Source organism: Pseudoxanthomonas japonensis (assembly GCF_043632995.1).
GTDB classification, from domain to species: Bacteria; Pseudomonadota; Gammaproteobacteria; order Xanthomonadales; family Xanthomonadaceae; genus Pseudoxanthomonas_A; species Pseudoxanthomonas_A japonensis.
Genome location: NZ_CP171632.1, coordinates 211,105 through 237,626 on the forward strand (window position 1 = coordinate 211,105; position 26,522 = coordinate 237,626).

General features: G+C 68.0%; 25 protein-coding genes and 1 pseudogene. 16 read left to right on the forward strand and 10 right to left on the reverse strand.

Features of this window, described 5'->3' with window-relative positions; all coding sequences use genetic code 11:
- The first annotated feature begins 22 nt into the window (after positions 1-22).
- Together ACGHX3_RS00895 and ACGHX3_RS00900 are read left to right on the forward strand one after the other, a co-directional pair.
- Positions 23-1,078, forward strand: a complete 1,056-nt coding sequence (locus tag ACGHX3_RS00895) for an STAS-like domain-containing protein (protein WP_394696064.1) — start codon at positions 23-25, stop codon at positions 1,076-1,078.
- A complete protein-coding gene (locus ACGHX3_RS00900) occupies positions 1,075-1,980 on the forward strand; it encodes an alpha/beta fold hydrolase (protein WP_394696065.1) in 906 nt (301 codons plus the stop codon). The genes ACGHX3_RS00895 and ACGHX3_RS00900 overlap by 4 nt, the downstream gene beginning before the upstream one ends.
- A gap of 41 nt (positions 1,981-2,021) precedes the next feature.
- Here the strand turns inward: ACGHX3_RS00900 and ACGHX3_RS00905 are convergent.
- Positions 2,022-2,423, reverse strand: a pseudogene (locus tag ACGHX3_RS00905) (transposase); the annotation flags it as partial.
- Between the two features lie 526 nt (positions 2,424-2,949).
- Positions 2,950-3,330 (reverse strand): YkgJ family cysteine cluster protein, encoded by a 381-nt coding sequence (locus ACGHX3_RS00910; RefSeq protein ID WP_394697209.1) that lies wholly within the window; start codon positions 3,328-3,330, stop codon positions 2,950-2,952.
- Between the two features lie 92 nt (positions 3,331-3,422).
- Here ACGHX3_RS00910 and oleC point away from each other — a divergent pair, with 92 nt between their 5' ends.
- The 7 genes from oleC (at position 3,423) to ACGHX3_RS00945 (ending at position 11,043) form a co-directional block, all read left to right on the forward strand.
- Positions 3,423-5,072, forward strand: coding sequence for an olefin beta-lactone synthetase (gene oleC / locus ACGHX3_RS00915; protein ID WP_394696066.1), 1,650 nt, complete (start codon positions 3,423-3,425; stop codon positions 5,070-5,072).
- Positions 5,069-6,505, forward strand: coding sequence for a hypothetical protein (locus ACGHX3_RS00920; protein ID WP_394696067.1), 1,437 nt, complete (start codon positions 5,069-5,071; stop codon positions 6,503-6,505). Before oleC ends, ACGHX3_RS00920 begins: the two co-directional genes overlap by 4 nt.
- 12 nt (positions 6,506-6,517) lie before the next feature.
- Positions 6,518-7,519 carry a 2-alkyl-3-oxoalkanoate reductase gene (gene oleD / locus ACGHX3_RS00925; protein ID WP_394696068.1) on the forward strand — a complete coding sequence of 334 codons (1,002 nt, stop codon included), beginning with the start codon at positions 6,518-6,520 and terminating at the stop codon, positions 7,517-7,519.
- Between the two features lie 286 nt (positions 7,520-7,805).
- Entirely contained in the window at positions 7,806-7,964 is a 159-nt protein-coding gene (locus tag ACGHX3_RS00930) for a DUF1328 domain-containing protein (RefSeq protein WP_146388387.1), read from the forward strand.
- A 114-nt stretch (positions 7,965-8,078) separates the two neighbouring features.
- On the forward strand, positions 8,079-8,720 hold the full coding sequence (locus ACGHX3_RS00935; RefSeq protein ID WP_394696069.1) for an SCP2 domain-containing protein: 642 nt from the start codon (positions 8,079-8,081) through the stop codon (positions 8,718-8,720).
- Positions 8,717-10,369, forward strand: a complete 1,653-nt coding sequence (gene ubiB / locus ACGHX3_RS00940; protein ID WP_394696070.1) for a ubiquinone biosynthesis regulatory protein kinase UbiB — start codon at positions 8,717-8,719, stop codon at positions 10,367-10,369. Before ACGHX3_RS00935 ends, ubiB begins: the two co-directional genes overlap by 4 nt.
- 107 nt (positions 10,370-10,476) lie before the next feature.
- Positions 10,477-11,043 (forward strand): type 1 glutamine amidotransferase domain-containing protein, encoded by a 567-nt coding sequence (locus ACGHX3_RS00945; RefSeq protein WP_394696071.1) that lies wholly within the window; start codon positions 10,477-10,479, stop codon positions 11,041-11,043.
- A 4-nt stretch (positions 11,044-11,047) separates the two neighbouring features.
- Here ACGHX3_RS00945 and ACGHX3_RS00950 read toward each other — a convergent pair whose 3' ends face one another.
- Together ACGHX3_RS00950 and ACGHX3_RS00955 are read right to left on the reverse strand one after the other, a co-directional pair.
- Positions 11,048-11,470, reverse strand: coding sequence for a hypothetical protein (locus ACGHX3_RS00950; RefSeq protein WP_394696072.1), 423 nt, complete (start codon positions 11,468-11,470; stop codon positions 11,048-11,050).
- Positions 11,467-12,297, reverse strand: a complete 831-nt coding sequence (locus ACGHX3_RS00955; RefSeq protein WP_394696073.1) for a hypothetical protein — start codon at positions 12,295-12,297, stop codon at positions 11,467-11,469. Before ACGHX3_RS00955 ends, ACGHX3_RS00950 begins: the two co-directional genes overlap by 4 nt.
- 80 nt (positions 12,298-12,377) lie before the next feature.
- Between ACGHX3_RS00955 and ACGHX3_RS00960 the strand changes: the two genes are divergently transcribed.
- Positions 12,378-13,217, forward strand: coding sequence for an endonuclease/exonuclease/phosphatase family protein (locus tag ACGHX3_RS00960; protein ID WP_394696074.1), 840 nt, complete (start codon positions 12,378-12,380; stop codon positions 13,215-13,217).
- 327 nt (positions 13,218-13,544) lie between these two features.
- Here the strand turns inward: ACGHX3_RS00960 and ACGHX3_RS00965 are convergent, their stop codons facing one another.
- Both ACGHX3_RS00965 and ACGHX3_RS00970 read right to left on the reverse strand, forming a co-directional pair.
- Positions 13,545-13,811: a hypothetical protein gene (locus ACGHX3_RS00965; RefSeq protein ID WP_394696075.1), complete on the reverse strand. Its 267-nt coding sequence runs from the start codon at positions 13,809-13,811 to the stop codon at positions 13,545-13,547.
- Positions 13,808-16,600 carry a M16 family metallopeptidase gene (locus ACGHX3_RS00970; protein ID WP_394696076.1) on the reverse strand — a complete coding sequence of 931 codons (2,793 nt, stop codon included), beginning with the start codon at positions 16,598-16,600 and terminating at the stop codon, positions 13,808-13,810. The genes ACGHX3_RS00965 and ACGHX3_RS00970 overlap by 4 nt, the downstream gene beginning before the upstream one ends.
- 82 nt (positions 16,601-16,682) lie before the next feature.
- Between ACGHX3_RS00970 and ACGHX3_RS00975 the strand changes: the two genes are divergently transcribed.
- The 3 genes from ACGHX3_RS00975 (at position 16,683) to ACGHX3_RS00985 (ending at position 18,855) form a co-directional block, all read left to right on the forward strand.
- Complete coding sequence (locus ACGHX3_RS00975) at positions 16,683-17,411, forward strand: pseudouridine synthase (protein ID WP_394696077.1); 729 nt, start codon at positions 16,683-16,685, stop codon at positions 17,409-17,411.
- Positions 17,412-17,510: 99 nt separating this feature from the next.
- Positions 17,511-18,290, forward strand: coding sequence for a cytochrome b/b6 domain-containing protein (locus ACGHX3_RS00980; protein ID WP_394696078.1), 780 nt, complete (start codon positions 17,511-17,513; stop codon positions 18,288-18,290).
- Positions 18,274-18,855, forward strand: coding sequence for a helix-turn-helix transcriptional regulator (locus tag ACGHX3_RS00985; protein WP_394696079.1), 582 nt, complete (start codon positions 18,274-18,276; stop codon positions 18,853-18,855). The genes ACGHX3_RS00980 and ACGHX3_RS00985 overlap by 17 nt, the downstream gene beginning before the upstream one ends.
- Here ACGHX3_RS00985 and ACGHX3_RS00990 read toward each other — a convergent pair.
- The 3 genes from ACGHX3_RS00990 to ACGHX3_RS01000 form a co-directional block, all read right to left on the reverse strand.
- Positions 18,824-19,216, reverse strand: a complete 393-nt coding sequence (locus ACGHX3_RS00990) for an MAPEG family protein (RefSeq protein WP_394696080.1) — start codon at positions 19,214-19,216, stop codon at positions 18,824-18,826. The two genes, ACGHX3_RS00985 and ACGHX3_RS00990, sit on opposite strands and share 32 nt — an antisense overlap.
- Positions 19,217-19,360: 144 nt before the next feature.
- Positions 19,361-21,058 (reverse strand): M28 family metallopeptidase, encoded by a 1,698-nt coding sequence (locus tag ACGHX3_RS00995; protein WP_394696081.1) that lies wholly within the window; start codon positions 21,056-21,058, stop codon positions 19,361-19,363.
- 117 nt (positions 21,059-21,175) lie between these two features.
- Positions 21,176-21,838, reverse strand: coding sequence for a hypothetical protein (locus ACGHX3_RS01000; RefSeq protein WP_394697210.1), 663 nt, complete (start codon positions 21,836-21,838; stop codon positions 21,176-21,178).
- Between the two features lie 138 nt (positions 21,839-21,976).
- On the opposite strand from ACGHX3_RS01000, the gene gpmI reads away from it, so the two are divergent.
- From gpmI to ACGHX3_RS01015, 3 genes are all read left to right on the forward strand, one after another.
- Complete coding sequence (gpmI, locus tag ACGHX3_RS01005; RefSeq protein WP_394696082.1) at positions 21,977-23,533, forward strand: 2,3-bisphosphoglycerate-independent phosphoglycerate mutase; 1,557 nt, start codon at positions 21,977-21,979, stop codon at positions 23,531-23,533.
- A complete protein-coding gene (locus ACGHX3_RS01010; RefSeq protein ID WP_394696083.1) occupies positions 23,533-24,789 on the forward strand; it encodes a murein hydrolase activator EnvC family protein in 1,257 nt (418 codons plus the stop codon). The genes gpmI and ACGHX3_RS01010 overlap by 1 nt, the downstream gene beginning before the upstream one ends.
- A 119-nt stretch (positions 24,790-24,908) precedes the next feature.
- Entirely contained in the window at positions 24,909-26,258 is a 1,350-nt protein-coding gene (locus tag ACGHX3_RS01015) for a S41 family peptidase (protein ID WP_394696084.1), read from the forward strand.
- Here the strand turns inward: ACGHX3_RS01015 and ACGHX3_RS01020 are convergent, their stop codons facing one another.
- Positions 26,259-26,519 carry a hypothetical protein gene (locus ACGHX3_RS01020; protein WP_394696085.1) on the reverse strand — a complete coding sequence of 87 codons (261 nt, stop codon included), beginning with the start codon at positions 26,517-26,519 and terminating at the stop codon, positions 26,259-26,261.
- Positions 26,520-26,522 lie beyond the last annotated feature (3 nt).

Here is a 26,522-nt window from a genome sequence, read left to right on the forward strand (position 1 = left end):
GGTTTAATTCTAGAATCCGAATATGGCCAGGCCGGACCGCTCTCCTGAAATCGATGCCGCCCTGCTGAGGGCGGTGAGCGAGCACCCACGGGATCTCGTCGCGATGGTGGCGGCCCAGTTGGGGCTGAGCCCATCGCGGATAAGCATGCAGGTGCGGGGCTTGGTGGTCGGTGGCTACCTGATCAAGCAGGGCAGCACCCGCCCGACCTATGCGTTAGGGAAAAACCGGCGGTTCGCACGCGGCTATTCGCGCGCGGGCTTGGCCGAAGACCGGGTCTGGTACGCGGACCTGCTGCCCCTGTTGGCCCACCTGCCCCGCAACGTGCTGGACATCGCGCATCACGGCATCACCGAAATGGTGAACAACGCCGTGGATCATTCGGAAGCGCGAGAGGTGTCGGTCTGGATGGACTGCAGCAGCGGGGGCCTGCGGTTCTCCGTGGTGGACGACGGCATCGGCATCTTCCGCAAGATCACCCGCGCGCTCGATCTGCCGGATGAGCGGTTGGCCCTGCTGGAGCTGTCGAAAGGCAAGTTGACCACCGATCCCCAGCGGCACAGCGGCGAGGGCATCTTCTTCACCTCGAGGATGTTCGACGTGTACCGGATCGAATCCGGAAGCCTGGTGTTCGACCATGACGCCAAGTACGTCCTCGACCTGCTGGACGATGCGCACGAGGTGGCGGGGACCCGGGTCGTCATGCGGATCGCGACGGACGCCACGCGCACCGTGGAAGCGGTGTTCGACGAGTATTCCAGCGGTCCGGACGACTACGCGTTCGCCCGTACCGTGGTGCCGGTGCGGTTGGCCAGGGTGGGTGACGAGAACCTGGTGTCGCGTTCGCAGGCCAAGCGGCTCCTGCAGCGCGTGGAGAATTTCCGCCACGTGGTGCTGGATTTCGCCGAGGTCGCGGGTATCGGCCAGGCCTTCGCCGACGAAATCTTCCGCGTATTCGCGAACGCGCACCCCGACGTGGAGCTGCTGCATGTCCACGCGGCGCCCGAAGTGCAACAGATGATCCGTCGCGCAGAGGTGCTGCGCGACGAACAGGGCGGCCAGCTGCCGCTATTGAAATGAAAGGAACCTGCGTGAACCTTCCCGGCTATCCCCCCCATCCGAAATGTTTCGAGGTCCGTCCGGGCCTGTCAATGAACTACCTCGACGAAGGCCCGCGCGATGGCGAGGTGGTGGTGATGCTGCACGGCAATCCGTCGTGGAGCTATTACTGGCGCACGCTGGTGGCCGGCCTGTCGGACAAGTACCGATGCATCGTGCCCGACCACATCGGCATGGGCCTGTCCGACAAGCCGGACGACAGCCGCTACGAGTACACCCTGCAGTCGCGCGTGGATGACGTCGCCGCGCTGCTCAAGCACCTCGGCATCACCGGTCCGGTGACGCTGGCCGTGCACGACTGGGGCGGCATGATCGGCTTCGGCTGGGCGTTGTCGCACGCGGCGCAGGTGAAGCGGCTGGTCGTGACGAACACCGCCGCGTTCCCGATGCCCGCCTCGAAGGCGATGCCGTGGCAGATCGGCCTGGGGCGCGACTGGAAAGTGGGCGAGTGGATCATCCGCGGCTTCAACGCGTTCTCCGCCGGCGCCTCGTGGATCGGCGTGGAGCGGCGCATGCCGGCCGACGTGCGCCGCGCCTACGTATCGCCGTACGACACCTGGGCGAACCGCATCTCCACCATCCGCTTCATGCAGGACATCCCGCTCGGTCCGCAGGACAAGGCGTGGCCGCTGCTCGACGCGGCCGGCAAGGCGTTGCCGTCGTTCGCGGATCGCCCGGTGTTCCTGGGTTGGGGCTTGAAGGACTTCGTGTTCGACAAGCATTTCCTCGACGGCTTCCGCGCTGCGCTGCCGAAGGCGGAAGTGCATGCGTACGAGGACGCGGGTCACTACGTGCTGGAAGACAAGCACGAGATCCTGGTGCCGTTGATCCGCGATTTCCTGGATCGCCATCCGCTGACCTGATCCCTTCTCCCTGCGACAGCGGGGAGAGCAACTGTCTTGATTCAGGCGCAGCAGGACGCGTTCAGATGGTCCCGCATGCGGGCGTTAAGGATGACCAGCAGTTTTCGCATGGAGGCCACCAAGGCGACCTTGGCCGGTTTGCCGCGATCGCGCAGCGATTGGTAGAAGGACCGCAGCGTCGGTTCGTAGCGCACGGCGGTCAGCGTGCCCATGTACAGCGTGGCCCTAAGGCCTGCCCGGCCACCCCAGATGCGGCGTGCGCCGCGCAGGTTGCCACTGTCGCAGGCCAGCGGTGCCACGCCCACCAGCTTGGCGATGGCCTTGCCACTGAGGTGGCCCAGCTCGGGCAATTGCGTGGCCAAGGCTGAGCGCAGCACAGGCCCAACGCCCTTGATCTGGCCCAGCACGGCCAGGCCGGGCTGCTCGGCTACCTGCTGAGCGATGCGAGCGTCCAGCGCCTGCTGCTCGTAGCCTCCCGTGGCTTCCAGCACACATTGGCGTACCGGCACCTCGGCCAACCAGTGACGCAGGGCCTCAAGCCCGGTGTCGGTGTTGGGAAATCGAGCCCGACGCTCCATGCCGTGCACATGCGCGTCGATCCATGCCTTGCACACATCAAGACCTATGCCGTATCCCATTGCCCATCTCCGGTAAGCTGCCAGGGTCGAGAGTCCTCCCTTGCGGCCCAGCCTTATCGTTACGAGCGCCTACTCGAGCAACTGTTCGGGCGTGTGCAGGGAGATTCCGGCGTGGCGAGCTTGCTCTCCCGCGGTCGTAGCACCCAAGGTGTGACGCTCAACCACGCCGGCTCTCGGCACCTAATCTGGCAGATCGGCAAGAGATAAAGGTGCCGAAGGCGGATGAGGGGCGCTCTTGCCGTTGCTCTGACTGCGGGCTGCCAAGCATTCGCTGCGCTCGCCTCCCCTCATCCGGCGCTCCGCGCCACCTTCTCCCGCAAGGGGAGAAGGGTCAGAACTCCGGCAACGGGTTCTTCTCTGCCTCCACCACGCCCACCCAGTCCGCGTCCACCAGCAGCGGCAGGCCATGCGCCAGCCGCGCCTTGTCGCACTGCGCGCTGCGTTCGCCGAATTCCAGCGAGGCCGGCACCAGTGCGCACACTGACGGGCGCCGGTCGTGGATGGTGCAGCGGCTGTAGCGGCCGATGTCGGCATCCAGCGCCACGCACCACGGGCTCTTCTGCGAGGTACCGCGCATCACGCGTTCGTGCACGCGCATCGGTGCGGTCAGTTCGATCGGCACCAAGCCGCCCTGGTCGGGGTCCGCCTCGCTCCAGTGGAAGCTGACGCGGAAGTGGGCGCAGCAGGCGCCGCAGGTCAGGCAGGGGTGCATCGGCGTGGGCTGGCGCCTGGGCGCGGGCGGGACGCGCATTCTGCCAACGCTGGCGGCTGACGCAAGTACCGTCCAGCGGCGACAATGGCCGCATGACCGATCCGTGCAACATCGCCGCCAGTCTTCCGCGACTGGCCCGCGAGCAGCCCGACCGCGTGGCCATGCGCTGTCCCGACCGCGCCCTCCGTTACACCCGCGAGCTCACCTACGCGCAGCTGGACGCGCGCAGCGACGCCATCGCCGCCGGCCTGGGCGCGTACGGCATCGGGCGTGGCACGCGCACCGTGGTGATGGTGCGGCCCACGCCGGAGTTCTTCCTGCTGATGTTCGCGCTGTTCAAGGCCGGTGCCGTGCCGGTGCTGGTCGATCCCGGCATTGACCGCCGCGCGCTGAAGCAGTGCCTGGACGAAGCCGAACCCGACGCCTTCATCGGCATTCCGTTGGCGCAGCTCGCGCGCTGCGTGCTGGGCTGGGCGAAGTCCGCGACCAGGATCGTCACCGTCGGCACGCGCTGGGCCTGGGGCGGCACCACGCTGGCGAAGATCGAGGCGCGCGGTGCCGGTGCGGGGCCGCAACTGGCGGACACGTCGCCCGACGACATCGCCGGCATCCTGTTCACCAGTGGCTCCACCGGCGTGCCGAAGGGCGTGGTGTATCGCCATCGCCACTTCGTCGCGCAGATCGAACTGCTGCGCAACGCCTTCGGCATGCAGCCCGGCGGCGTCGACCTGCCGACGTTCCCGCCGTTCGCGCTGTTCGATCCCGCACTCGGGCTGACGTCGGTGATCCCCGACATGGATCCCACGCGACCGGCCAGTGCCGATCCGCTGAAGCTGCACGCGGCCATCGCGCGCTTCGGCGTGACCCAGTTGTTCGGCTCGCCTGCCTTGATGAAGGTGCTGGCCGACCACGGCCAGCCGCTGCCCACGGTGCATCGCGTCACCTCCGCCGGTGCGCCGGTGCCGCCGGAGGTCGTCGCGAAGATCCGCACGCTGCTGCCCGACACCGGCCAGTTCTGGACGCCATACGGCGCCACCGAATGCCTGCCGGTCGCCGTCATCGAAGGGCGCGAACTGGAAGCCACGCGCGCCGCGACCGAGGCCGGCGCCGGTACCTGCGTCGGACGCGCGGTGCCGCCGAACGAGGTCCGCATCATCCGCATCAGCGATGACGCCATTGCCGACTGGGACGGCGTCGAGGTGCTGCCCGACGGCGAGGTCGGCGAGATCACCGTCGCCGGTCCCACCGCCACCGATACCTATTTCCGCCGCGACGCCGCCACCCGCATCGCCAAGATCCGCGAAGCGCAGGCCGACGGCAGCGAGCGCATCGTGCACCGCATGGGCGATGTCGGCTGGTTCGACGGCGAAGGCCGGCTGTGGTTCTGCGGCCGCAAGACGCAGCGGGTCGAGACCGCCGACGGCCCGCTCTACACCGAACAGGTGGAGCCGGTCTTCAACACCCATCCGCAGGTGCGTCGCACCGCGCTGGTCGGCATCGGCGAAGCGGGAAGCCAGCGGCCTGTGCTCTGCTACGAATTGCAGCCCGGCGTCAGCGCCGATCCGGCGCGCATCGAAGCCGAACTGCGTGCCATCGCCGCGCGTCACCCGCACACCGCGCGCATCACCGCCTACCTGCCGCATCCGGGCTTCCCGGTCGATATCCGCCACAACGCCAAGATCGGCCGCGAGAAGCTGGCCGTGTGGGCCACCGCGCAGCTTGCCGAAGGGTCGCACCGATGACGGACACGGTCAGCCTGTTCCTGTCGCGCACCGGCGGGCCGCCGTTCCTGGGATCGGTGGGCTACGTCAACGATGCCGTCCGGCCGCTGCTGGAAGCACGCGGAATGCAAGTGGACGGCTTCCAGCCACCGCTGGCCGGCGGGGGGACCGAAGAAGCCATGCTGCCGTTCGCCCTGGCGGCGGAATACGCACGCCACGCCGGGCGACCGCGCGCCGACATCGCGCTGTACGACGGCGCCGGCACGCTGGTGCTGCCGCCGGACCGGACGCACGCCGCGCGCAACGTGGTGCTGTACCACGGCCTGGTGTACGGCACGGGCAATTGGCTGACCAATCACGCCGTCGACCTGCATCTGGGTAATTCGCCCTATCAGGCGGAGGTGCTGCGCGCCCTGTTCGCCACGCCCGACTGGACGCGGCGCCGCCTGCTGAATCCCGGCGGTTTCAGCGCCACGCGCGACGTGCGCCTGCCGGTGCCGTGTGTGGAAGCGCCCGACGGCCATCCCGGGTTCGCGCAGGGGAACGACCTGCCGCCCGGCGTGCTGACACTGGCGGACAAGGCGGTGCTGGGCCATGCCCTGCAGCACGACAAGCAGGACCTGGTCGCCACCATCGCCATCCTCTACTGGTTGAATGTCCGAGCGAGAGAGACCGGGACGGCGCGCGTGATGCTGCTGATCTCCGAGGCATCGCTCAGCCAGGAGCGATGCGCCGCCCTCGACGGCATGCTCGCCGGCACCGGTTTCCGGTGCGCGGATTTCTTCGTGCCGCTGCCGCATCTCACGCAGCGTGCGGTCGTGCAGGTCATGCGCGCCTGCCGCTTCGCCCTGGCCTACAACCGCTTCCCCGAACCCTTCGGCTTCTACCCGCTGGAGTCTGCGTACCAAGGCTGCCCGGTCTACACGAATGGCGCCGGCAACAACCGTCATCTGCTGCCGCCGGAGCACGGCATCCGGGTGCTGGAAACCGCCGGCATGGCGCCGGTGCCCGGACAGGGGCCTGACCTGCGTGCCTATCGTGCGGTGGCGGAGCGGATCGCGCAGGACCTGGCCGCGCCCGAAGAAACGCGCCGCGCCTGCGCTCGCGGTCGCGACATGATCGCGGCTACCTGGTCGATGGCGAACTTCGGCGACGATCTTGCGCAGGCGCTGGCGTCTCTCGATGAAGCGACCCGGGCGGTGCCCGCTTTCGACGCGCTCGCGGTGGCGACCAGCCCGCTGGTGCGCAGTCTCGACCTCGGCACCGGCGTGTGCTTCAACGATTACGCCACCACGGTGCTGGACGCCGCCGAATGCGCGCTGATCCGCGACCTGCTCGGCCGTGCCGTGCACGCCCTCCCCGGCGAGGAGATGGCGCGGATCGAGTGCCAGCATCGCTTCTTCGCGCGCGGCCTGCTGACGCTGCGCATGCCCACTCCGTCATTGCTTTCCTGAGGAACCCGCAACATGAAGATTCTTGTCACCGGCGGCGGTGGTTTCCTGGGTCAGGCGCTGTGCCGCGGGCTGCTCGAACGCGGGCACGATGTGATCAGCTTCAACCGCGGGAACTATCCCGTGCTGCGTGAGCTCGGCGTGGGCCAGGTGCAGGGCGACCTGGCAGACGGGCATGCGGTGATGCATGCCGCGGCCGGCGTGGACGCGGTCTTCCACAACGCGGCCAAGGCCGGCGCGTGGGGCAGCTACAAGAGCTACCACGATGCCAATGTGGTCGGTACACAGAACGTGCTGGACGCGTGCCGCGCGCATGGCATCGGTCGTCTCGTCTACACCTCCACGCCCAGCGTGACGCATCGCGCGACGCATCCGGTCGAAGGTGGCAGCGCGGCCGACGTACCGTATGGCGAAGGCTTCAAGGCGCCGTACGCCACCACCAAGTTGATCGCGGAAAAGGCGGTGCTGACTGCCAACGACGCCACGCTGGCGACGGTGGCGCTGCGACCGCGGCTGATCTGGGGCCCGGGCGATCATCAGATCCTGCCGCGGCTGGTAGCGCGCGCGCGCGCCGGCCGCCTGCGCGTCGTCGGCAGTGGCGAGAACCATGTCGACACCACCTACATCGACAACGCCGCGCAGGCGCACTTCGATGCCTTCGATCATCTCGTACCGGGCGCCGCGTGCGCGGGCAAGGCCTACTTCATCTCCAACGGCGAGCCGTGGCCGATGCGCAAGCTGCTCAACGCGCTGCTGGAGACGGCGGGCGCGCCACGCGTCGACAAGCAGCTGTCGTTCAACGCCGCCTACCGCATCGGCGCGGTGTGCGAGACGCTGTGGACCGTGCTGCCGCTGAAGGGCGAGCCCCCGATGACGCGCTTCCTGGCCGAGCAGCTCAGCACCGCCCACTGGTACGACATGGCGCCGGCGCTGCGCGATTTCGGCTATGCGCCGCGTGTGTCGATGGGCGAGGGTTTCGAACGGCTGCGTGCGTGGTTGCGCGATCACCCGGTGTAGGAGGGGCTTCAAGCGCCGTCTCTCATCGCGACTGTCGCCGGCATCGGGCAATTCACTCTCCCGGTCGCGCTGCGGCGCGCTCAACGCCGCGGGTAAACGAGATCGACCGGGGCGCGGGCTGAAAGCCCCTCGTACAACCCGCGAACCGCCTTCACGCACGGATCACGACGCTTAAGCGCATCCGTATCGCGCTGCGCGGCGCTCACGCGGCGATGACTCCCCGCGTTCCAGCATGGCCCACGCCACTTCCGGCTGTACCACTGGCCAGATGCCAAAAGGAGTTTCCATGCTGCGCTACGCCGTCATTTTCTTCGTCATCGCGCTCATCGCCGCCGTGCTGGGTTTCAGCGGCATCGCCGGTGCCGCCACCAACATCGCGTGGGTGCTGTTCGTCGTCTTCGTCATCCTGGCGATCATCTCGCTGCTGCGCGGCAAGCGCGTCTGACGTCACCGTCTCTCTCCGCCGGGACGGCAGGACGCCGTCGAGCCCGCCCCGAGCCTGCATGACGCAGGCAGACGGGCGGGCGGGGCGCAGAAGCTTTGCCGCTAGAATGGCGACATGGACCTGTCTCCGTTCGAAGCCCTCAAGCCGCTCGCCGGCCGCGCACTGGAAGCCGCACTCAACCAGGCGCTCGCGCTTGATCCCGATACCGCCGCGGCCCTGGTGCCGCTCGAAGGCCGCCGCATCCAGCTGAAGGTCGATGCGCCGCCGTTGGCGATGGACATCATGGTGGGTGGCGGCCGCCTGCAGGTGGGACCTGCGTCCGAAGTGCTCGAAGCCGACCTCGCCGTGCGCAGCACGCTCGGGGGGTTGCTCGGGCAGCTGCCGTTCTTCCGCCGCGACCACGCCACGCCCGTCGGCAAGGTCAAGGTCTCCGGCGATGCCGACCTCGCGCGCCGCCTGCAGACGCTGGCTACCCGTTTCGACCCCGACTGGTCGCTGCCGTTCACCCGCGTCTTCGGCGACGTGATCGGCGTGCAGGTCGCGAACGCCGTACGCGGTGGCCTGCAGCAGGCCCGCACTGCCGCCGGCAATCTGGCGGAGAGCGCGGCCGACTACGTTACCGAAGAGTCGCGCGACGTCGTCGGTCGGGAAGAGCTCAACGCCTTCCACGACTATGTCGACGCGATCCGCGACGACGTCGAGCGTATGGCCGTGCGCGTCGGCCGCCTCGCCGCGCGCATGGAGCATCGCGCATGAAGTCGGTGTTGCGGGCCAGCCGCATCGGTCGCGTGTTGTTGCGCTATCGCCTCGACGACCTGCTCGACGGCACGCCGGTCGAGCGCTGGCTGCGGCTCGGCCGACCATTCGTTCCACGCGCCTCGGCCGAGATCGCCGCACAGCCGCGCGGCGCACGCCTGCGACTGGCGTTGCAGGAGCTCGGCCCGATCTTCGTCAAGTTCGGGCAGATCCTGTCCACCCGGCGCGACCTCATCCCGCCCGACATCGCCGAAGAACTGACCCTGCTGCAGGACCGCGTCGCCCCGTTCGACGGCGACCGCGCGCGCGCGCTGGTGGAGGAGGAACTCGGCCGGCCGATCCACGAGGCGTTCGAGCAGTTCGACACCACGCCGCTGGCGTCCGCGTCGATCGCGCAGGTGCACGCAGCCACGTTGCCCGGCGGGCGCGAGGTGGTGGTCAAGGTGCTGCGCCCCGACATCCGCAAGCAGATCGCCGGCGACATCGCGCTGCTGGAGAGCGTCGCGGCCATCGTCGAGCGCGCGCATCCCAGCGCCGACAAGATCCGCCCGCGCGAGATCGTGGCCGAGATCGAGAACACCCTGGCCGCCGAGCTCGACCTGCAGCGCGAGGCCGGCAACGCCAGCCTGCTGCGGCGCAACTGGTCGGAATCGCCGGACCTGTACGTGCCCGAGGTGATCTGGTCGCACACCGCCGAGCGCGCGATGACGATGGAGCGCGTGCGCGGCATCCCGTCCGACGACATCGCCGCGCTCGACGCCGCCGGCATCGACCGCAAGGCGCTGGCCGCCAAGGGCGTGCGCGTGTTCTACCAGCAGGTGTTCCGCGACAATTTCTTCCACGCGGACGCGCACGCCGGCAACATCTGGGTCGATCCGGAACGCAAGACCGATCCACGCTTCATCGCGCTGGACTTCGGCATCATGGGCCAGCTCTCGCGCGACGACCAGTACTGGCTCGCCGAGAACTTCATGGCGATCTTCAACCGCGATTACCGCCGCATCGCCGAACTGCATGTGCAGGCCGGCTGGATGCCGTCGCACATCCGCATCGACGAGCTGGAAGCCGCCGCGCGCGCGGTTTGCGAGCCGTACTTCACCCGCCCGCTCAGCGAGATCTCGCTGGCCGAAGTGCTGGCCAAGCTGTTCCGTACCGCGCAGCGCTACGAGCTGACCCTGCAGCCGCAGCTGATCCTGCTGCAGAAGACGCTGCTGAACATCGAAGGCGTGGGTCGCCAGCTGGACCCGCAGATCGATATCTGGGCCGTCGCGCGACCGGTGCTGGAGCGCATCCTGCTGGAACGCTACAGCCCGCAGCGCGCCGCGCAGGAGTTCCGCAAGCGCCTGCCGGAGATCATGACCCATGCGCCGGACATGCCGCGCCTGGTACACGCCTGGCTCAGCCAGCAGGTCGAGGGCCGGCACGAACTCGCACTGCGTTCGAAGGACCTGGCCGATCTCGCGCTGACGATGAAAGGCATGCAGCGGCGCGTCGTCGCCGCGATCCTCGGCGTCGGCCTGCTGATCGTCGCGGCCGTGCTGTACGCGCTGGAAGCCGGCGGGCCGAGCCTGTTCGATGTTCCCGCCGCAGCATGGATCGCGGGCATCGGCGGGTTGTGGGCGCTGCTGGCGGCTTGGCCGCGCAGGTAAAGCAGGAGTGAGTCCCGCCAGCGCATTGACGCTGGCGAAACGATTCCTTCGCATGTCGTGCGCACGGCGCACGCTACGGTGGGCGCTCATTCGTACGGAGTTCCCCCATGAGCCATCTGGCCGGAAAACGTGTCGCCATCCTCGCCACCGACGGGTTCGAACAGTCCGAACTGACCGAGCCGATGCGTGCGCTGAAGGAGCACAACGCCCAAGTCGATGTGGTCTCGCTGGACGGCGGTCGCATCCAGGGCTTCAAACACTTCGACAAGGGCGAGCAGGTCGCGGTCGATCAGGTGCTGTCCGACGTCAGCGCGCAGGACTACGACGCGCTGGTCATCCCGGGTGGCCTGTTCAATCCGGACGCGCTGCGTGTCGACGACAAGGCGCTCGCCTTTACGCGCGGCTTCTTCGAGGCAGGCAAACCGGTCGGCGCGATCTGCCATGGTCCGTGGGTGCTCGCCAACGCGGATGTGCTGAAAGGCCGCACGGTCACTTCGGTGCCGAACATCCGCAAGGATCTCGAGAACGCGGGCGCAAATTGGAAGGACGACGAGGTCATCGTCGACAAGGGCCTGGTCACCAGTCGCACGCCGAAGGACCTGCCGGCGTTCTGCGCCAAGCTGGTGGAGGAGATCGCGGAAGGGAAGCACGGCGGGCAGCGCCGCTCGGCGTGATTCCTCAGTCCTGGCCGCGCCGCTCCGTGTCCAGGACACGCATGGGCTGCTTGTCGGGATCCCCGCAATGCGGGAGCGGCAGCGGCCCGTACACCTTTGTCGTGCCGGCGAACCCGCCCTGTTCGAGTATGTAGACGGTTCGCGTTTCCAGGTCGGTATGGATGAATTGGTGATATCCATCGGCCAGGTCACCCATGTCCGACATGGGCGTTCCCAGTCCCAGCCTGTCCAGTTCCTTCGGCATTCGATCCATCACGGGCCATGCCTGCCGGATGCCGTAGGGGCTGACGAAAGGTTTCAGGCGTTCAAGGGCGCACGACGTGGCGCGGTCGGGCACGATCATCAGCGGCACCGGTGATGCTGCGGCGGTCGTGGCAGACAGAAGCACGCTGGCAATGACGACCGGCAGCAGGGACGATACCGTCACTGACGCTTCTCCTCGCGGCGCGACGTCATCGTCACCCGGCCATCCTCGATCTTCCACAGGCCGGCAGAGGTTCCGACATACATCGGCTTGCCGGCCCACAGGCTCCAGAACACATGCACTTCCGTCGGCATGGGGTCCAGCAGGTGGGTGATCATCATGCCGACGCTGTCGCGCGGACTTTCCAGCACGATGCAGCTGCGCGTGAAGCCTCGCTGCTTCAGGATCCTTTCTCCGGTGGTATCCAGATCGAGCCGGTAGCTGCCGCCGACCGGCACGATGCCCTGCTTCGTCGTTCCCGGCAGCAGGTAGGCGATCCAGCCGCCGCCTTCCCGCAGGTCGGGCAACACCACGGTGTTGTAGCTGCGCGAACAGGGAGCGAACTCCGCCTTGGCGGCCGTGTTGCGCGCACGCGCGGCACCGAGCTCATGAGGTGTCAGCGCAGCGGATTCGGCCAACGCCTCGACGTCGCCGATGACGCGCCCCTCGCCTACCGTCACGCGATAGCGCGCACGCGGCTCCGCGTCGCTGCTCAGGAAGGTCACCACGATGCCCGCATCCCGCTGCTCCGTGATCCAGCCGCCCAGACGCCCCTGCTTGCCGTCCTGCCGGAATGCCTTGTTCTCCATCACGGCGTCGGAGGCGACCGCGGCCGCCTGGTCATGCAGGTAGATCGCGCGACCTGTCGCCTCCGCATCGAGGATGGCCTGCGCGATCTGCGCGTCGTCCATCCGAGGCGGTGTGTCGTCCTGCGCCACGGCCAATGGGGCGCATGCGAAGGCAGACAGCAGCCACATGGCGCGGATGGCGATGCACTTCATTCCCTGCATGCTCGAACTCCTGCTCTCCCCGATGGAGCGCGACGTTACCGCAGTTCCTATACTGGCGCGAGTCGAACCGGAAGACCGCCATGTCCCTGCTGCGCTCCCTCCTGATCGGAACGATCCTGGCCGCTGCCGGCATGCCGGCCATAGCGGCCGACACGCCGTTGCGCCTCATGAGCTTCAACATCCGCCTGCCGGTGGAAAGCGATGGTCCCGACTACTGGGAGACGCGCAAGCCGCTGGCGGTGGAGATGCTGCGCGAGCAGGCGCCCGACGTGATCGGCCTGCAGGAGCTGGTGAAGTCGCAGGCGGATTACCTCGCGCGCGAGCTGCCGCAGTACGACTGGTTCGGTCGCGGGCGCGATGCCGATGGCGGCGGTGAGCACATGGGCGTGTTCTACCGGAGCGATCGCCTGGCGGTGATCGAATCGGGCGACTTCTGGCTGTCCGACACGCCCGACGTGCCCGGCAGCATCACCTGGCACCATCTGTATCCACGCATGGTGACGTGGGCACTGTTTGAGCGTCGCAGCGACGGCAAGCGCTTCTACCTGCTCAACACCCACCTGCCGTATCGCGAACAGGACGAGGCCGCGCGCGTGAAGGGTGCAAACGCCATCGCCGCGTATCTGGCCACATTGCCGCCCGGCATTCCGGTGGTACTGACGGGCGACTTCAACACCACGCCCGACAGCGAGGTGCATGCAGTGCTGGCGCGCACGCTGCAGGATGCATGGACCACCGCGCCGCGCGTGGACGGTAGCGAGGCCACGTTCCACGGGTTCACCGGCAACGCCGACAAGCGCATCGACTGGATCTTCGTGCGTGATGTGCAACTGGAAGCGGTCGCGTCGGTGACGACGCGGTGGAACGGCCGCTATCCCTCCGACCATTTCCCGCTGGTGGTGACGCTGCGTTTGCCGTGAGACCGGCGGTCCGGGACCGGGCCCGGAGCCCAGCGCGCAGTACTCGATATGAAAGCGATGGGGCTGTCATGCCGTCCCTTCTCCCTGTTGCACGGGGCAAGGGGATAACGCTCGACGCATCGTGATGATCAGGTGCGGCAGGAGGTCCTTGTGGGAGCGACGTCAGTCGCGATGGGTTATCGGTAATGCTTCATCGCGACTGACGTCGCTCCCACGGTGGTAAGGGTTTCCGGCAGCGCGAGGGGAACATCCGCGCATGCGGCACGAACAACAACGGCCCCTCGCGGGGCCGTCGTCGATGCAGTGAACCATCGGGCGTTCGTTTCGTCAGCGCTCCGATCGCTCGCGGTACTTTTCCGCCATGAACCACATCGCCCCACCCCAGATCAGGCCGCCGACGGGAAAACCGATCAGCGCCGCGGTCAGCAGCGGCAGGAACTCGCGCTCGGTGAACACCATCATCAATCCGCACCACAGCACCGCCGTGATGAGGCCCCAGCCAAGCATGCCGCGGACCACGATGAAACGCAGCGGTGCCTGTTCGCGGATCTTCTGCCAGCGGGCGCGGGCTGCTTCCTGCTTCGCATCATTCATGGCGTCGCTCCGGGTGCCGCCACTGCAGGCGCACCCGCCTTCTTCGCGAAGTCACCGGCCACGAACACGCTCAGCGCGTCCGCCTTCAGGTGCTTGCGGATCGCCGCGTTGACCTGCTCGCGCGTCAGTGCCGCGTACTTCGCGTCCAGGTCGGCGGTGAATTGCATGTTGCGGCCGAAGTACAGCTGGTCGGTCAGCATGCCGGCGATGGTGCCGTCCTCGGCGCGGGCCTGCTGGCGTTCGGTCAGCGTGCCGGCCACGGCGTCCTTCAGCTCCTCGGCGGTGATGCCGTCCTTCAGCAGCTTGTCCAGCTCCTCGCGCACCAGCGCTTCGACCTTGGCCATGTTCTCCGGCGCGGCGATGGCCTGCACGGTGAAACTGCCGGCATCGTCGTGGCCGCTGCGACTGTCGTCGGCGCGGATGCCGCTGGAGACGCCGTAGCTGAGGCCTTCCTGCTGGCGGATGCGGTCGCCCAGGCGCGACTTCAGCGCGCCGCCGCCGAAGATGCGGTTGGCGACGATCATCGCGGGGTAGTCCGTATCGGTCACGCGCAGCGACAGGTTCTGCCGCGCCAGCAGCACGGCGTTGGGCTTGTCCGGCGTTTCGAAGCGCTGCTGCTTAGCCGCGACGTCCGTGTAGCGCGTGTCGATGGAGGCGTACGGCGTGCCGGCCTGCCAGCCGGCGAACAGCTGCTCCAGCTGCGCGCGCACGGCGACGGGATCGAAGTCGCCGACGATGGCGATCTCGCCTTCGGACGTGCCGTAGAGATCGCGGTGGAAGGCGCGCACGTCGTCCAGCTTCAACGCCTTCATCAGCGCGATGGACTCGTCCAGCGTGCGGTTGCGCAGCGGATGGCCGGCCGGCCACGGGTCGAAGTACTGCGCCAGCGCCCGGCCGGCGATCGCGCCCGGCTCCTGGCGCGAGGCTTCCATGCCGGTCAGCGCCTGCACGCGCAGTTGTTCGAACTCGTCCTGCGGGAACGCCGGGTGGCGCAACACATCGGCCGCCAGCGCCAGCGCATCGGCCAGGTGCTCGCGCCGCGTCTGCAGGCCGATCGCCGCCCCCTGCAGGCTGCCACTGATGCTGCCCTGCGTCTTCAGCTGCTCCAGGCGCTGGTCGATCTGCGTGCGCGTCATCGTCGTGCTGCCGCGCATCAGCATCGCACCGGCCATGCCGGCGGCGCCCTCGCGTCCTTTCAATGCGGCCTCATCGGCGAAGCGGAAGTTGGCGTCGACGATCACCGTGCCGCCGCGCGTCTTCTTCGGCAGCAGCGACACGCGCAGCGCCTTGCCCAGGGTGAAGGTCTGCGTGCGCGCTTCGATGTTCTGCGGCGAGGGATCGAACTGCTCGCCCGCGCTGACCGCGGCGCGGCCGGTGTAGCCGTCCACCAGCGTGGCGACGGCGGGCGCGGCGGGAATCTCCACACGCTCGGGCGTGTCGCTGGGGATGAAGCGACCCAGGGTGCGGTTGCTGGACTTCAGGTAGGCGGTGGCGACGCGGTTGACGTCGGCGGCGGTGACCTTCTCGATGGCATCGCGGCTGGTGAACAGCAGTCGCCAGTCGCCGGCGGACTGGAATTCCGACAGGCCCATGCCGACCGCATTGACGTCGGTGAAGTACAGGTCGTAGGCGTTGCCGATGCGCTGCTTGGCTTCGTCCACTTCCTGCTGCGTGATCGGCTGTGCGGCGATCTGTTCGACCTGCTTCAGCAGTTCGGCTTCGGTCTTCTTCGCATCGCCATCGGCGGGAATGACGGCGACGGCGGTCAGCAGGCCGGGGTCGCGCATGGATTCACTGTTGGCACCGCTGCCGGCCGCCAGCTTGCCTTCGACCAGCGCCTTGTGCAGGCGGCCGCCCGGCGTGTGGCCCAGCACGTTCGCCAGCACGGCCAGCGGCGCGTTGTCGGCATGCGCGACAGCGGGCACATGGTAGGCGGCGGCGACCAGGCGCAGGTTGCCGACGCGGCGCACGGTGACCTCGCGCTCGCCGTCCTGCGCCGGCTCGGCCGTGTAGAAGCGCGGCAACGCGCGCGTCGGCTTCTTCAGCGGGCCGAAGTGGCGCGCGATGCGCGCCAGCACGTCGGCGGGTTCGACACGGCCGGCGACGATCAGGGTGGCGTTGTCCGGCTGGTACCACTGGCGGTAGAACGTCTGCAGCTTGTCGATCGGCACGCCTTCCACGTCGCTGCGCGCGCCGATCGTGGTGTTGCCGTAGTTGTGCCACAGGAACGCGGTGGAACGGATGCGCTGGAACAGCACGCCGCCGGGGTTGTTCTCACCGGCTTCCAGTTCGTTGCGCACTACGGTCATTTCGCTGTCGAGGTCCTTCTTCGCGACGTTGGAATGGACCATGCGGTCGGCTTCCATCTTCAGCACCCAGTCCAGGGTGTCGGTGTTGGCCGGGAACGAAGCGAAGTAGTTGGTGCGGTCCAGCCCGGTGGTGGCGTTGAAGTCGATGCCGCGCTTCTTCATCTCGCCGCTGATGTCGGACTGCGTGGGCGTGCCCTTGAACAGCAGGTGCTCCAGCAGGTGCGCCATGCCGGTTTCGCCGTAGTTCTCGTGCACCGAGCCCACCTGGTAGACCAGGTTCACCGTGACGGTGGGCTTGGTGGCATCGGGGAACAGCAGCACGCGCAGGCCGTTGGCCAGGGTGTACTCGCTGATGCCCTCGATGCTGGGGCCGGCGGCAATGCCCTTCGGCAGCGCGGCCTGCGCCTGCAGCGACAGGGGGGTGCCCAGGGCCAGCGTGACGGCCAGTCCGAGTGCGACAATGAAACGGGGTGACTTCATCCACCATTCTCCATCAGGGCCGCGGGCGTCCATCGCATGCGGCGAACCGCGAGTTTCGCAGATTTGCAGGAAAGGTCGATTCATGGATTACGGTGAGACGAACATGGACGACGGCGCATTGCCCGTGCTGTACGCCGATGCGCAGATCGCGGTGGTCAACAAGCCCGCGGGCGTGATGGCGCACGACAGCAAGCTGGCGCGCGGCGAGACCGACTTCGTCGCCGACCGCCTGCGTATGCAGTTCGGCAAGCCGATCTTCCTGATCCATCGGCTGGACCGCGCCACCAGCGGCTGCCTGCTGGTCGCGTTCGACCGCGACAGCGCGTCCACGCTGGGCAAGGTGTTGATGTCGCGCGAGGTGGAGAAGGATTACCTGGCGGTATGCCGCGGCTGGCCGGAGCCGGATTTCATCGTCGACCATCCCATCGATGGCGGCCCCGGCAAGCCGGAAAAGAAGCCGGCGCTGACGCGCTTCGTGCGCCTGGCGACCGGAGAGCTGCCGTTGCCATCTGGCGACTTCGAGACCTCACGCTATGCGCTGCTGCGCTGCCAGCCGGAGACAGGCCGCTTCCGTCAGATCCGGCGACATCTCAAGCACGCCTTCCATCACCTGATCGGGGACACCAGCCACGGCGATGGTCGCCACAACCGCCATTTCCGCATGCACGGCGTGCACCGCATGCTGCTGCACGCGGTGCGGCTGTCGTTCCCGCATCCGGCCACCGGCGAACGGATCGAGGCGGTGGCGCCGCTGGATGCGGAGTTCGTGAAGGCGTATGCGCTGTTCAGGTGGGAAGCGGATCTGCGGTGATGCTGTAACGTTTTGATGCGCAAGGCATGCGGCATTTGTCCGATGACGCCGCGGTGCGTCGGCGAGAGGGTGGTATCCCCTCGCATGGAGTCCGCCGTCATGTCCTCTGTCCGCATCTATGACCTGCCCACCCGGGTCTTTCATTGGACCTTCGCTGGCCTGTTCGCTGTCGCGTATGCCATTGGCAGTGCGCTCGACGACGATTCGCCGCGGTTCGTACTGCACATGCTGGCAGGCGGTCTTCTGGGGATGTCGGTGCTCTTGCGTTTGCTGTGGGGCCTGACGGGGACGCGGCATGCAAGGTTTTCCGACTTCAACCTGAGGCCCGCTGCGCTGAAAGACTATCTGCACAGCGTGATGTCCGGTCAGGCACGGACGTGGGCGGGACACAATCCCGCCTCCAGCTGGGCCGCACTTTCGATGATGGCCTTGGGCATGGCCTTGGCCACCACGGGTCTGGCGATGGTGGCCGGCGTGGCGCCGCATGCGGTTGAGGAGGTGCATGAGGTGGTGGCCAACGCCTTCCTCGCCGTTGCGCTGCTGCACGTGGCCGGCGTGCTGGTCCACGTGCTGCGACACCGCGACGCACTGCCGTTGAGCATGGTCACCGGTCGCAAGCGGGGCGTCGCCACCGCGCAGGACGATGTGCGCCCGCATGCGGGCGTGGCGCTCGCATTCGTTGCGGTGCTGGTGATGGTGGGCGCAGGGGTCGCGAGTCGCTACGATGCCGGCCGTGGCCGTGTCACGCTTTTCGGCCAGACGCTGATGCTTCGAGAAGCGAACGAGGCATCCGGAGAACGGAACGGGGCCGATGATGGGCAGACCGGACATGAAGCGCATGCGCGCGGGGAGCGGGCCGAGGATGTCCTCCACCGTTGATCGCCGTCTCCTGCGTGACCGCGAACGTGGCGTCATCGCTGGCGTCCTGCTGCTGATCGCGTTGCTGGTGGTGGCGGATGTCGTAGGCGACCTGCGCCAGGGGGCATCCGGTTGGCATGTTGCGCTGGAGATCCTGGCCGCCGGGCTCGCCCTGTCGGGTGCCCTGCATCTGTTGCGCAGCACGTGGCGCCCGCGCCGGCGGCTGGTCACGCAGGCGGAGGCTCTCAGCCAGATGCGTGTGCAGGCGGAGGCCTGGAGACAGCAGGCGCGACGCCATGTGGAAGGGCTGTCGCGTTCGATCGATGCGCAGCTGGACGGCTGGCGCCTGTCGCCTGCCGAGAAGGAGGTCGCTTTCCTGCTGCTGAAGGGTCTGGGGTTGCGCGAGATCGCGGATCTGCGCGGCACCCATGAAAAAACGGTGCGCGCGCAGTCGGCGTCGATCTATGCGAAAGCGGGGTTGGCGGGACGCTCGGAACTGGCGGCGTTCTTCCTGGAAGACCTGCTGGTACCGCGCGCCGCGGTGGATGCAGGGGTCAACCTGCCCGCATCGCCGCCAGCACCATGAGCGCCACGGCGCACAGCATGCCGACCAGCCACGAGAGACTCCTCAGCGTGTGCTTGTCGGCGACGTAGAACACGCCATGAAGCACGCGCGCGATGACGAAGCCGATGGCCAGTTGCGTGACAGTGTCCGTCGGCACGCCTGCCAGCTGCGCCATCAGCACGCCGGCGACGAACGCGGGGAACGCTTCGAAGCCGTTGAGGTGCGCGGCGTTGGCGCGCTGCACCTTGTAGTTGCCCTCCTGCTTGGACACCCACGCACGCGGGTTCCGGTTGTTGTAGCGCTCGCCGGAACGCTTGGCGATGAAGACCCACAGGTAGGGCAGCAGGGCGGTGATCAGGATGCACCAGTAAGCGATCGACATGAATTTTCCCTCCGAGGATGGCGCAGGGTAGTGCGTACGGCGGCAAGGCGTCCATGGGCGGGCACCTTCTCCCCGCAAGCGGGGAGAAGAAACAGAAAACGGCGCCTTCCGGCGCCGTTTTCGTCCTGCATCGGAATGTGCGAATTACTTCTTCGCCGGCTCTGCCTTCATCATCGTGTCGCGCGCGGCCTTGAAGGGGTTGCCTTCGTACCAGTTCGGCCACGTGTTCTCGACGGCCAGGTCCTTGCCGACGCCGTACAGCGCCTGCAGGTCCTGCACCACGCCATCCAGCTTCCAGCCGTCGTGCACTTCGTCGCTGGCCTGGTGGTAACGCTTGGCGTACTCCTCGCTGGCCGCCTTGCCGGCTTCCACGCCGCCTTCCAGCAGGTCGTTGCCGCCCTTGGCGTACAGCGCCGGCACGCCGGCCTTGGCGAAGTTGAAGTGGTCGCTGCGGAAGTAGTAGCCGCCGGCCGGGTTGCCTTCCTCGGCGAGCACGCGGCCCTGCTGGTCGGCGTAGACCTTCAGCATGTCTTCCAGTTCGGAGTTGCCCTTGCCGGTGACGACGAAGTCGCGCGACTTGCCGCCGACGCTCATCGCGTCGAGGTTGATCACGCCGGCGATCTTGTTGAGCGGGAAGGTCGGGTGCGCGACGTAGTACTTGGAACCGAGCAGGCCGGATTCCTCCAGCGTCACCGCCACGAACACCACCGAGCGCGCCGGCTTCGGATCCTGGTGGGCGAAGGCTTCGGCGATCTCGAGGATGCCGGCCACGCCGGTCGCGTTGTCGACGGCGCCGTTGTAGATGTTGTCGCCTTCTTCGCCTTCGTGCTTGCCCAGGTGGTCCCAGTGGGCCATGTACAGCACGGCCTCGTCGGGCTTGCTGGCACCCGGCAGTACGCCGATCACGTTGCGCGAGGTCTTCTCGGTGATGCTGCTCTTCAGCGCCACGGATGCCTTCGCCTTCAGCGGCACCGGCTTGAAGCCGCGCTTGCCGGCGTTGGCGTAGGCGGCCTCAAGATCGAGGCCGGCATCGGCGAACAGCTGCTTGGCGGCTTCGGCACTCAGCCAGCCCTGCAGCGGGATGCGCTTCTCCGGATCGTCCTTGGCCGGCAGGTCGTACTGCGGGCCGGCCCACGAATTCTTCACCACGTCCCAGCCATAGCTGGCGCCATCGGTGTCATGGACGATCAGCGCGGCGGCAGCCCCCTTGCGTGCGGCCTCTTCGAACTTGTACGTCCAGCGCCCGTAGTAGGTCATGCGGTTGCCGCCGAACAGCGTCTCGTCCTTGCTGTGGAAGCCCGGATCGTTGACGAACATCACCACGGTCTTGCCGGTCCAGTCCTGGCCGGCGTAGTCGTTCCACTGCTGCTCCGGCGCATCCACGCCGTAGCCGACGAAGACCAGGTCGCTGGCATCCAGCTTGACGTCGGTCTGGCCGGTACGGGTACCGATCACGTAGTCGGTGCCGAACTTCAGGTCGCGCTTGCCGGTCGAGGTGGTCAGCGACAGCGTGGTCGCGGCCTCGTCGGCGGTGGTCTCCACCATCGGCACGTCCTGGAAGTAGCTGCCGTTGTTACCCGGCTGCAGGCCGATGCGCTTCATCTGCGCTTCGAGATAGTTGGCGGTTTTCTCTTCGCCGACCGAACCGGGCGCGCGGCCTTCGAACTCGTCGGATGCCAAGGTGTTCACCATCTCGGCGAAGTCGCCCTCGGTGATGTCGGCGGTGAAGGTGTGGGCGGCGGCGGGCGGCGTGGCTGCCTCGGGCGCCGGGGCCGCGGATTCTTGCTTGCACGCGGCCAGGGCGGCCGCGGTGGCAAGCACCAGCATCAACTTGCGGGACATCGGGATTCCTCAACGAACGGAATCCCGATTCTAGCGGGAATGGGCGGGTCGGGCTTTGCAAGGACGGCGCCCCCGCCCCATCCCTCCCCCGCAGGGCGGGGGAGGGGGCGGAGCGACTTACTCGGCCGGCGCGGTGTCGGTGCTGAACGGCTTGGCGGTGGCGCCGGTGACCGGGCCGATCTTCGCGCTGGTGTGCACGTAGAGGGTGACCGGGCGCTCGAACACCAGTGGGCCGTTCACTTCGGCATTGGGGCCGATCACGATGCGCGGCACCTTCTTGCTGTTGGTGTTGAAGAAGCCGGCGTTGGACTTCTGCACGCGCAGGCCGCCGCGCACCTTCGAGCCGACGCCGACGGTGACGTCGCCGAGCACGGTCTCAATGCCGCCGCCGACCTGCGTGGCGACCAGGCCGATGGCGCCGTTGACGGTCTCCACATCGCCACCCACCACGCCGCCGCGGTCGATGAAGATGCTGCCGTTGACGGTCTCGACATCCTTGCGGACGTTGACGTCCTTGCCGGTGCGGATGGCGCCGTTGACGGTTTCCAGCGATTCCACCACGGCCTTGTCGCCGACGGTGATGCTGCCGTTGACCGTGCTGGCGTCTTCGGCGGTGACGCCATCGCCGATGCGGATGCTGCCGTTGACGGTATCCAGGTCGCCATAGGTCTGGCCGGCGTCGGCGGTGATGCTGCCGTTGACCTTGGAGATTTCCTGCTGGGCCAGCGCAGGGGTGGTGGCCAGGGCCAGGGTCAGCAGCAGGGCGGTGCGGGGACGGATCATGGGGTTGCCTCTCGGGTGGTCTCGTATCGGTCTGATGCGCTGGCTTACCCGAGGGTTTAAACGCCGTTGCACCGGGATGGATGGCACCATGCTTCGCTACAATCGTCACCTGCCTGAAGTCACTGGAATCCTGCCGTGTCCGCATCCCCTGCGTCCGTGAAGCGTCCCAAGCCCGTCGTGCTGCTGATCCTGGATGGCTGGGGGCATCGTGAAGACCCCACGGACAATGCGCTGGCGCAGGCCGAGCTGCCGAACTGGCGCCGCCTGCTGGCCTCCGCGCCGCACACGCTGATCCATACCGAGGGCCGCCACGTGGGCCTGCCGGACGGGCAGATGGGCAATTCGGAAGTGGGGCACATGAATCTGGGCGCGGGCCGCATCGTCTACCAGGATCTGACCCGCATCGACGCGGCCATCGAGGACGGCAGCTTCTACACCAACGCCGAGCTCGTCGCGGCCTGCGCGGCGGCCAAGGCCGACGGCAAGACGCTGCATGTATTCGGCCTGCTGTCGCCGGGTGGCGTGCACAGCCATGAGCTGCACCTCTTCGCGATGCTGGAACTGGCCAAGCGCCAGGGCGTGCCCCGCGTGGCGGTGCATGCCTTCCTCGATGGCCGCGATACGCCGCCGAAGTCCGCAGAGCCCAGCCTGCGCACCTTGCAGGACCTGTGCGCGACGCTCGGTAACGCGCACATTGCCTCGGTGAGCGGCCGTTACTACGCCATGGACCGCGACAAGCGCTGGGACCGCGTGCAGCTGGCGTGGGACGCCATCGTCGAAGCGAAGGCCGAGTATCGCGCCGCGACCGGCGTGGCCGCGCTGGAAGATGCGTACGCGCGCGGCGAGAACGACGAATTCGTCCTGCCGACCGTCATCGAGGGCGCGCAGCCGATGGCCGATGGCGATGCGGTGGTGTTCATGAACTTCCGCGCCGACCGCGCGCGCCAGCTGACGGCGGCGTTCGTGTCGCCGGCATTCGACGGCTTCGAGCGGCGCGTGCCGGCGCTGGCGCGCTTCGTCTGCCTGACCGAGTACGACGCAAAGCTGCCCGCACCGGTGGCGTTCGGTCCCGACGACCTGCGCGAGACCTTCGGCGAGCTGCTGGCCGAACACGGCCTGACCCAGCTGCGCATCGCGGAAACGGAGAAGTACGCGCACGTGACGTTCTTCTTCAGCGGTGGCCGCGAGGACGTGTTCGAGGGCGAGGAGCGCATCCTGATTCCCAGTCCCAAGGTCGCCACCTACGACCTGCAGCCGGAAATGAGCTGCCCCGAGCTGACCGAGAAGCTGGTCGACGCGATCGGCTCGGGCCGCTTCGACGCGATCGTCTGCAACATCGCCAACCCCGACATGGTCGGCCACAGCGGCGACCTGCAGGCGGCGATCCTCGCTGCGCAGGCGGTGGACAAGGCGGTGGGTGCGATCGATGCCGCCGTGCGCAAGGCGGGCGGCGCGATGATCATCACCGCCGACCACGGCAACCTGGAGATGATGCGCGACCCCGCCACCGGCCAGCCGCATACCGCGCACACGGTCGGCCCGGTGCCGCTGGTGCTGGTGCAGCCGGAAGGCGCGCCCGTGGTCACGCTGCGCAGCGGTGGCGCGTTGCGCGATGTCGCGCCGACGCTGCTGCAGCTGCTCGGCCTGCCGCAGCCGGCCGCCATGAGCGGCCGCAGCCTGATCGACGCCTGATGCCGTATCGCGCACGCGCGTTCGCTGCCGTCGTCCTGCTGGCCGGACTGTCGCTCGTCGCGACCGCGCCGGCGCAGAACTCGCGCGAGGCCGAGCAGAAGCTGCAGCGCGTGCGCAGCGAACTGAAGTCGATCGCGCAGGAGCGGCGCAAGCTGGAAAGCGAGCGCGGTGCCGCGTCGCGCCAGCTGCGCGATGCCGATGAGCAGGTCGGACGCACCACGCGTTCGCTGTCCGACACCGAAGCCGCGTTGCGCCGCGAAGCCGTGGCGCTGGACGAGCTGCAGCGCAAGCGCGACGCCATGCAGGGCCAGCAGGCGGCGCAGCGCAGGCAGCTGACCGCGCTGGTGCGCGCCGCCTACCAGCGTGGCGACGATGCACCGCTGAAGGTGTTGCTGTCGCAGGACCGCGTGGCGGACGCCAATCGCCTGCTCGCCTACCACCGCTACGTGCAGCGCGACCAGGCGCAACGCATCGAGTCCCTCAATACCGAACTGGCGGCGCTGGACCAGGTGGAGCGCGACATCGTCGCCCGCCAGGCCGAGCTGGATGCGGCACGCGTGAAGCAGCGCGGCCAGGTCGCGCAGCTGGAGAAGGACCGCAAGGCCCGTGCCAGCCTGATGGCCGACCTGGACCAGCGTTACCAGGACCGGGCGGCGAAGGAAAAGGCGCTCGGCCAGGATGCGCGTTCGCTGGAAACGCTGCTGAAGAACCTGCGTGCGGCCGCGGCGCGCGCCGAAGCCGAACGCCGTGCCGCCGCGCGTCGCGAAGCCGCTGCAGCGGCGGCCGCACAGAAGCGCGAAGGCAATGGCACCGCGACGCGCAGCCCCCGCACCGCCGCGCCGCGCCCCGAGGTCGCGTCCGCGCCTGCACTGAAGGTCGGCGGACTGGGCTGGCCGGTCTCGGGCAACCTGCTGGCGCGCTATGGCGGCCGCCTGCCGGATGGCCGTGCCAGTACGGGTGTGCTGATCGGCGCGCCGTCCGGCACGCCGGTCACGGCGGTGGCCGATGGCACGGTGGTGTTCTCCGAGTGGATGACCGGCTACGGCCTGATCCTGATCCTCGACCATGGCAACGGCTACATGAGCCTGTACGCGCATAACGACAGCCTGCTGAAGGACAGTGGCGACCGGGTCAAGCGCGGCGATGCGGTCGCGCGCGTCGGTACGTCGGGCGGACAGGGCCAGGCCGCGCTGTACTTCGAACTGCGCCGCAACGGCCAGCCGGTCGATCCGTCCTCGTGGCTGCAGCGGCGATGAACGGCGCCGCCGGCCGTAACCCGGCTTGAACATCCCGTCTGCGCGGCTTCACGCATAATCCGGATGAACTCCGCGGGCGTTCGCGGTGTCCATCGTCCGCCCTATCCGGAGTTCCGCGCATGCTGCAGCGTCTTCCCCTGGCCCTCCTGACCGTCGCCCTGCTCGCCGCGCTGCCGGCGTGGGCGCAGCAGCAGGCGCCATCGCCGGACACGCCGCCGGTGGTCGCGCCCAGCGACGATCCGGACGCCGCCGAGAACGCGCCGAAGGTGCCGCTCGAGGAGATCCGCCGCTACGTGGCCGTGTTCAATGCGGTCAAGGAGGCGTACGTGGAGCCGGTCGAGGACAAGAAGCTGATGCAGTCCGCAATCCGCGGGCTGCTGCTCGACCTGGACCCGCACAGCACCTATTTCGACAAGGCCGATTCCGAAGCCTTCGACGAACAGGCCAACGGCGCCTACGAAGGCATCGGCGTGGAACTGATGCAGCAACCCGACCGCACGTTGCTGGTCGTATCGCCGATCGACGACACGCCTGCCGCGAAGGCCGGCATCAAGTCCGGCGACCTGATCACCGCGATCGACGGCAAGCCGATCAGCGCCGAGGACGGCATGGAGCCGCTGCGCGGTGTGCCGGGCAGCAAGATCGTGCTGACCATCGTGCGCGACGGCACGCCGAAGCCGTTCGACGTGCCCCTGACCCGCGAAACGATCCGCGTGAACAGCGTGGCCAGCCGCATGCTCGAGCCGGGCTACGGCTACGTGCGGATCAAGGCGTTCCAGACCGACACCGCCGCCGAGTTCCAGCGGCAGATCGACAAGCTGCAGCAGGGCGGCAAGCTGCGCGGCCTGGTGCTGGACCTGCGCAGCAATCCCGGTGGACTGCTGCTCGCCGCGGTGCAGGTGGCGGACGACCTGCTGGACAAGGGCAACATCGTCAGCACGCGCGGGCGCATGTCGATCAGCGATTCCAAGTTCGATGCCACACCGGGCGATCGCCTCGGCGGCGCGCCGGTGGTGGTGCTGGTCGACGCCGGTTCCGCCAGCGCGTCGGAGGTGCTGGCCGGCGCACTGCGCGACAACGGCCGTGCACGCGTGGTCGGCAGCCGTACCTTCGGCAAGGGCTCGGTGCAGACCGTGCTGCCGCTGGACAACGGCGACTCGGTCAAACTGACGACGGCGCGCTATTACACGCCCAGCGGCAAGTCGATCCAGGCCAGCGGCATCGTCCCGGACGTGGTGGTGAAGCCCGAGGTCGCCGACGCCAAGCCGGGCTCGGTGGTCGAACAGGATGGCCCGCTCTACATCACCGAAGCGACGTTGCCGGGCCATCTGCGCGGCGACGAGGAAGGTGCTGCGGGTTACGCGCCCGGCGACGTGCTGGACGGCGATGCGCCGATCAATGCCGCCCTGGTGGAGTTGAAGAAAGTGGCTTCGACCGCACGGGCGTCGTCGGACAAGCAGCTGCGCTGATCAGCGTTTGGGCCGCGTTGCCAGCCGCGTCGCCATGACGACGAACAGGCCGATGGCGATCCATGCAAGGCCGTAGCCAAGATTGAAGAGCGGTTGCCCGAGCAGGTCGAGAACGGCTCGTTCGGTGGCGCATTTCGCGCCACAGTCGGCAACAGGGTTCGAAGGTTGGAGCAACAGCAAGAGGACGCCATATCCCGTCGCCCCCAGGTCAAGAAGCGAGCCGGCCAGCGTGACGAACCTGGAAGGCCGGTTTTCCTTCATATC

What these genes read in the sequence shown, in the direction of transcription:
- ACGHX3_RS00920 (WP_394696067.1), top strand. Translation starts at nt 5,069, where the DNA reads ATGACGGACACGGTCAGCCTGTTCCTGTCGCGCACCGGCGGGCCGCCG.
- ACGHX3_RS00935 (WP_394696069.1), top strand. Translation starts at nt 8,079, where the DNA reads ATGGACCTGTCTCCGTTCGAAGCCCTCAAGCCGCTCGCCGGCCGCGCA.
- ACGHX3_RS00990 (WP_394696080.1), bottom strand. Translation starts at nt 19,216, where the DNA reads ATGTCGATCGCTTACTGGTGCATCCTGATCACCGCCCTGCTGCCCTAC.
- ACGHX3_RS00995 (WP_394696081.1), bottom strand. Translation starts at nt 21,058, where the DNA reads ATGTCCCGCAAGTTGATGCTGGTGCTTGCCACCGCGGCCGCCCTGGCC.
- ACGHX3_RS01020 (WP_394696085.1), bottom strand. Translation starts at nt 26,519, where the DNA reads ATGAAGGAAAACCGGCCTTCCAGGTTCGTCACGCTGGCCGGCTCGCTT.
- ACGHX3_RS00955 (WP_394696073.1), bottom strand. Translation starts at nt 12,297, where the DNA reads ATGCAGGGAATGAAGTGCATCGCCATCCGCGCCATGTGGCTGCTGTCT.
- ACGHX3_RS01015 (WP_394696084.1), top strand. Translation starts at nt 24,909, where the DNA reads ATGCTGCAGCGTCTTCCCCTGGCCCTCCTGACCGTCGCCCTGCTCGCC.
- ACGHX3_RS00980 (WP_394696078.1), top strand. Translation starts at nt 17,511, where the DNA reads ATGTCCTCTGTCCGCATCTATGACCTGCCCACCCGGGTCTTTCATTGG.
- ACGHX3_RS00970 (WP_394696076.1), bottom strand. Translation starts at nt 16,600, where the DNA reads ATGAAGTCACCCCGTTTCATTGTCGCACTCGGACTGGCCGTCACGCTG.
- oleC (WP_394696066.1), top strand. Translation starts at nt 3,423, where the DNA reads ATGACCGATCCGTGCAACATCGCCGCCAGTCTTCCGCGACTGGCCCGC.
- ACGHX3_RS00900 (WP_394696065.1), top strand. Translation starts at nt 1,075, where the DNA reads ATGAAAGGAACCTGCGTGAACCTTCCCGGCTATCCCCCCCATCCGAAA.
- ACGHX3_RS01010 (WP_394696083.1), top strand. Translation starts at nt 23,533, where the DNA reads ATGCCGTATCGCGCACGCGCGTTCGCTGCCGTCGTCCTGCTGGCCGGA.
- ACGHX3_RS00910 (WP_394697209.1), bottom strand. Translation starts at nt 3,330, where the DNA reads ATGCACCCCTGCCTGACCTGCGGCGCCTGCTGCGCCCACTTCCGCGTC.
- ACGHX3_RS00960 (WP_394696074.1), top strand. Translation starts at nt 12,378, where the DNA reads ATGTCCCTGCTGCGCTCCCTCCTGATCGGAACGATCCTGGCCGCTGCC.
- ACGHX3_RS00895 (WP_394696064.1), top strand. Translation starts at nt 23, where the DNA reads ATGGCCAGGCCGGACCGCTCTCCTGAAATCGATGCCGCCCTGCTGAGG.
- ACGHX3_RS00930 (WP_146388387.1), top strand. Translation starts at nt 7,806, where the DNA reads ATGCTGCGCTACGCCGTCATTTTCTTCGTCATCGCGCTCATCGCCGCC.
- ACGHX3_RS00985 (WP_394696079.1), top strand. Translation starts at nt 18,274, where the DNA reads ATGTCCTCCACCGTTGATCGCCGTCTCCTGCGTGACCGCGAACGTGGC.
- ACGHX3_RS00965 (WP_394696075.1), bottom strand. Translation starts at nt 13,811, where the DNA reads ATGAATGATGCGAAGCAGGAAGCAGCCCGCGCCCGCTGGCAGAAGATC.
- ACGHX3_RS00975 (WP_394696077.1), top strand. Translation starts at nt 16,683, where the DNA reads ATGGATTACGGTGAGACGAACATGGACGACGGCGCATTGCCCGTGCTG.
- oleD (WP_394696068.1), top strand. Translation starts at nt 6,518, where the DNA reads ATGAAGATTCTTGTCACCGGCGGCGGTGGTTTCCTGGGTCAGGCGCTG.
- ACGHX3_RS00945 (WP_394696071.1), top strand. Translation starts at nt 10,477, where the DNA reads ATGAGCCATCTGGCCGGAAAACGTGTCGCCATCCTCGCCACCGACGGG.
- ubiB (WP_394696070.1), top strand. Translation starts at nt 8,717, where the DNA reads ATGAAGTCGGTGTTGCGGGCCAGCCGCATCGGTCGCGTGTTGTTGCGC.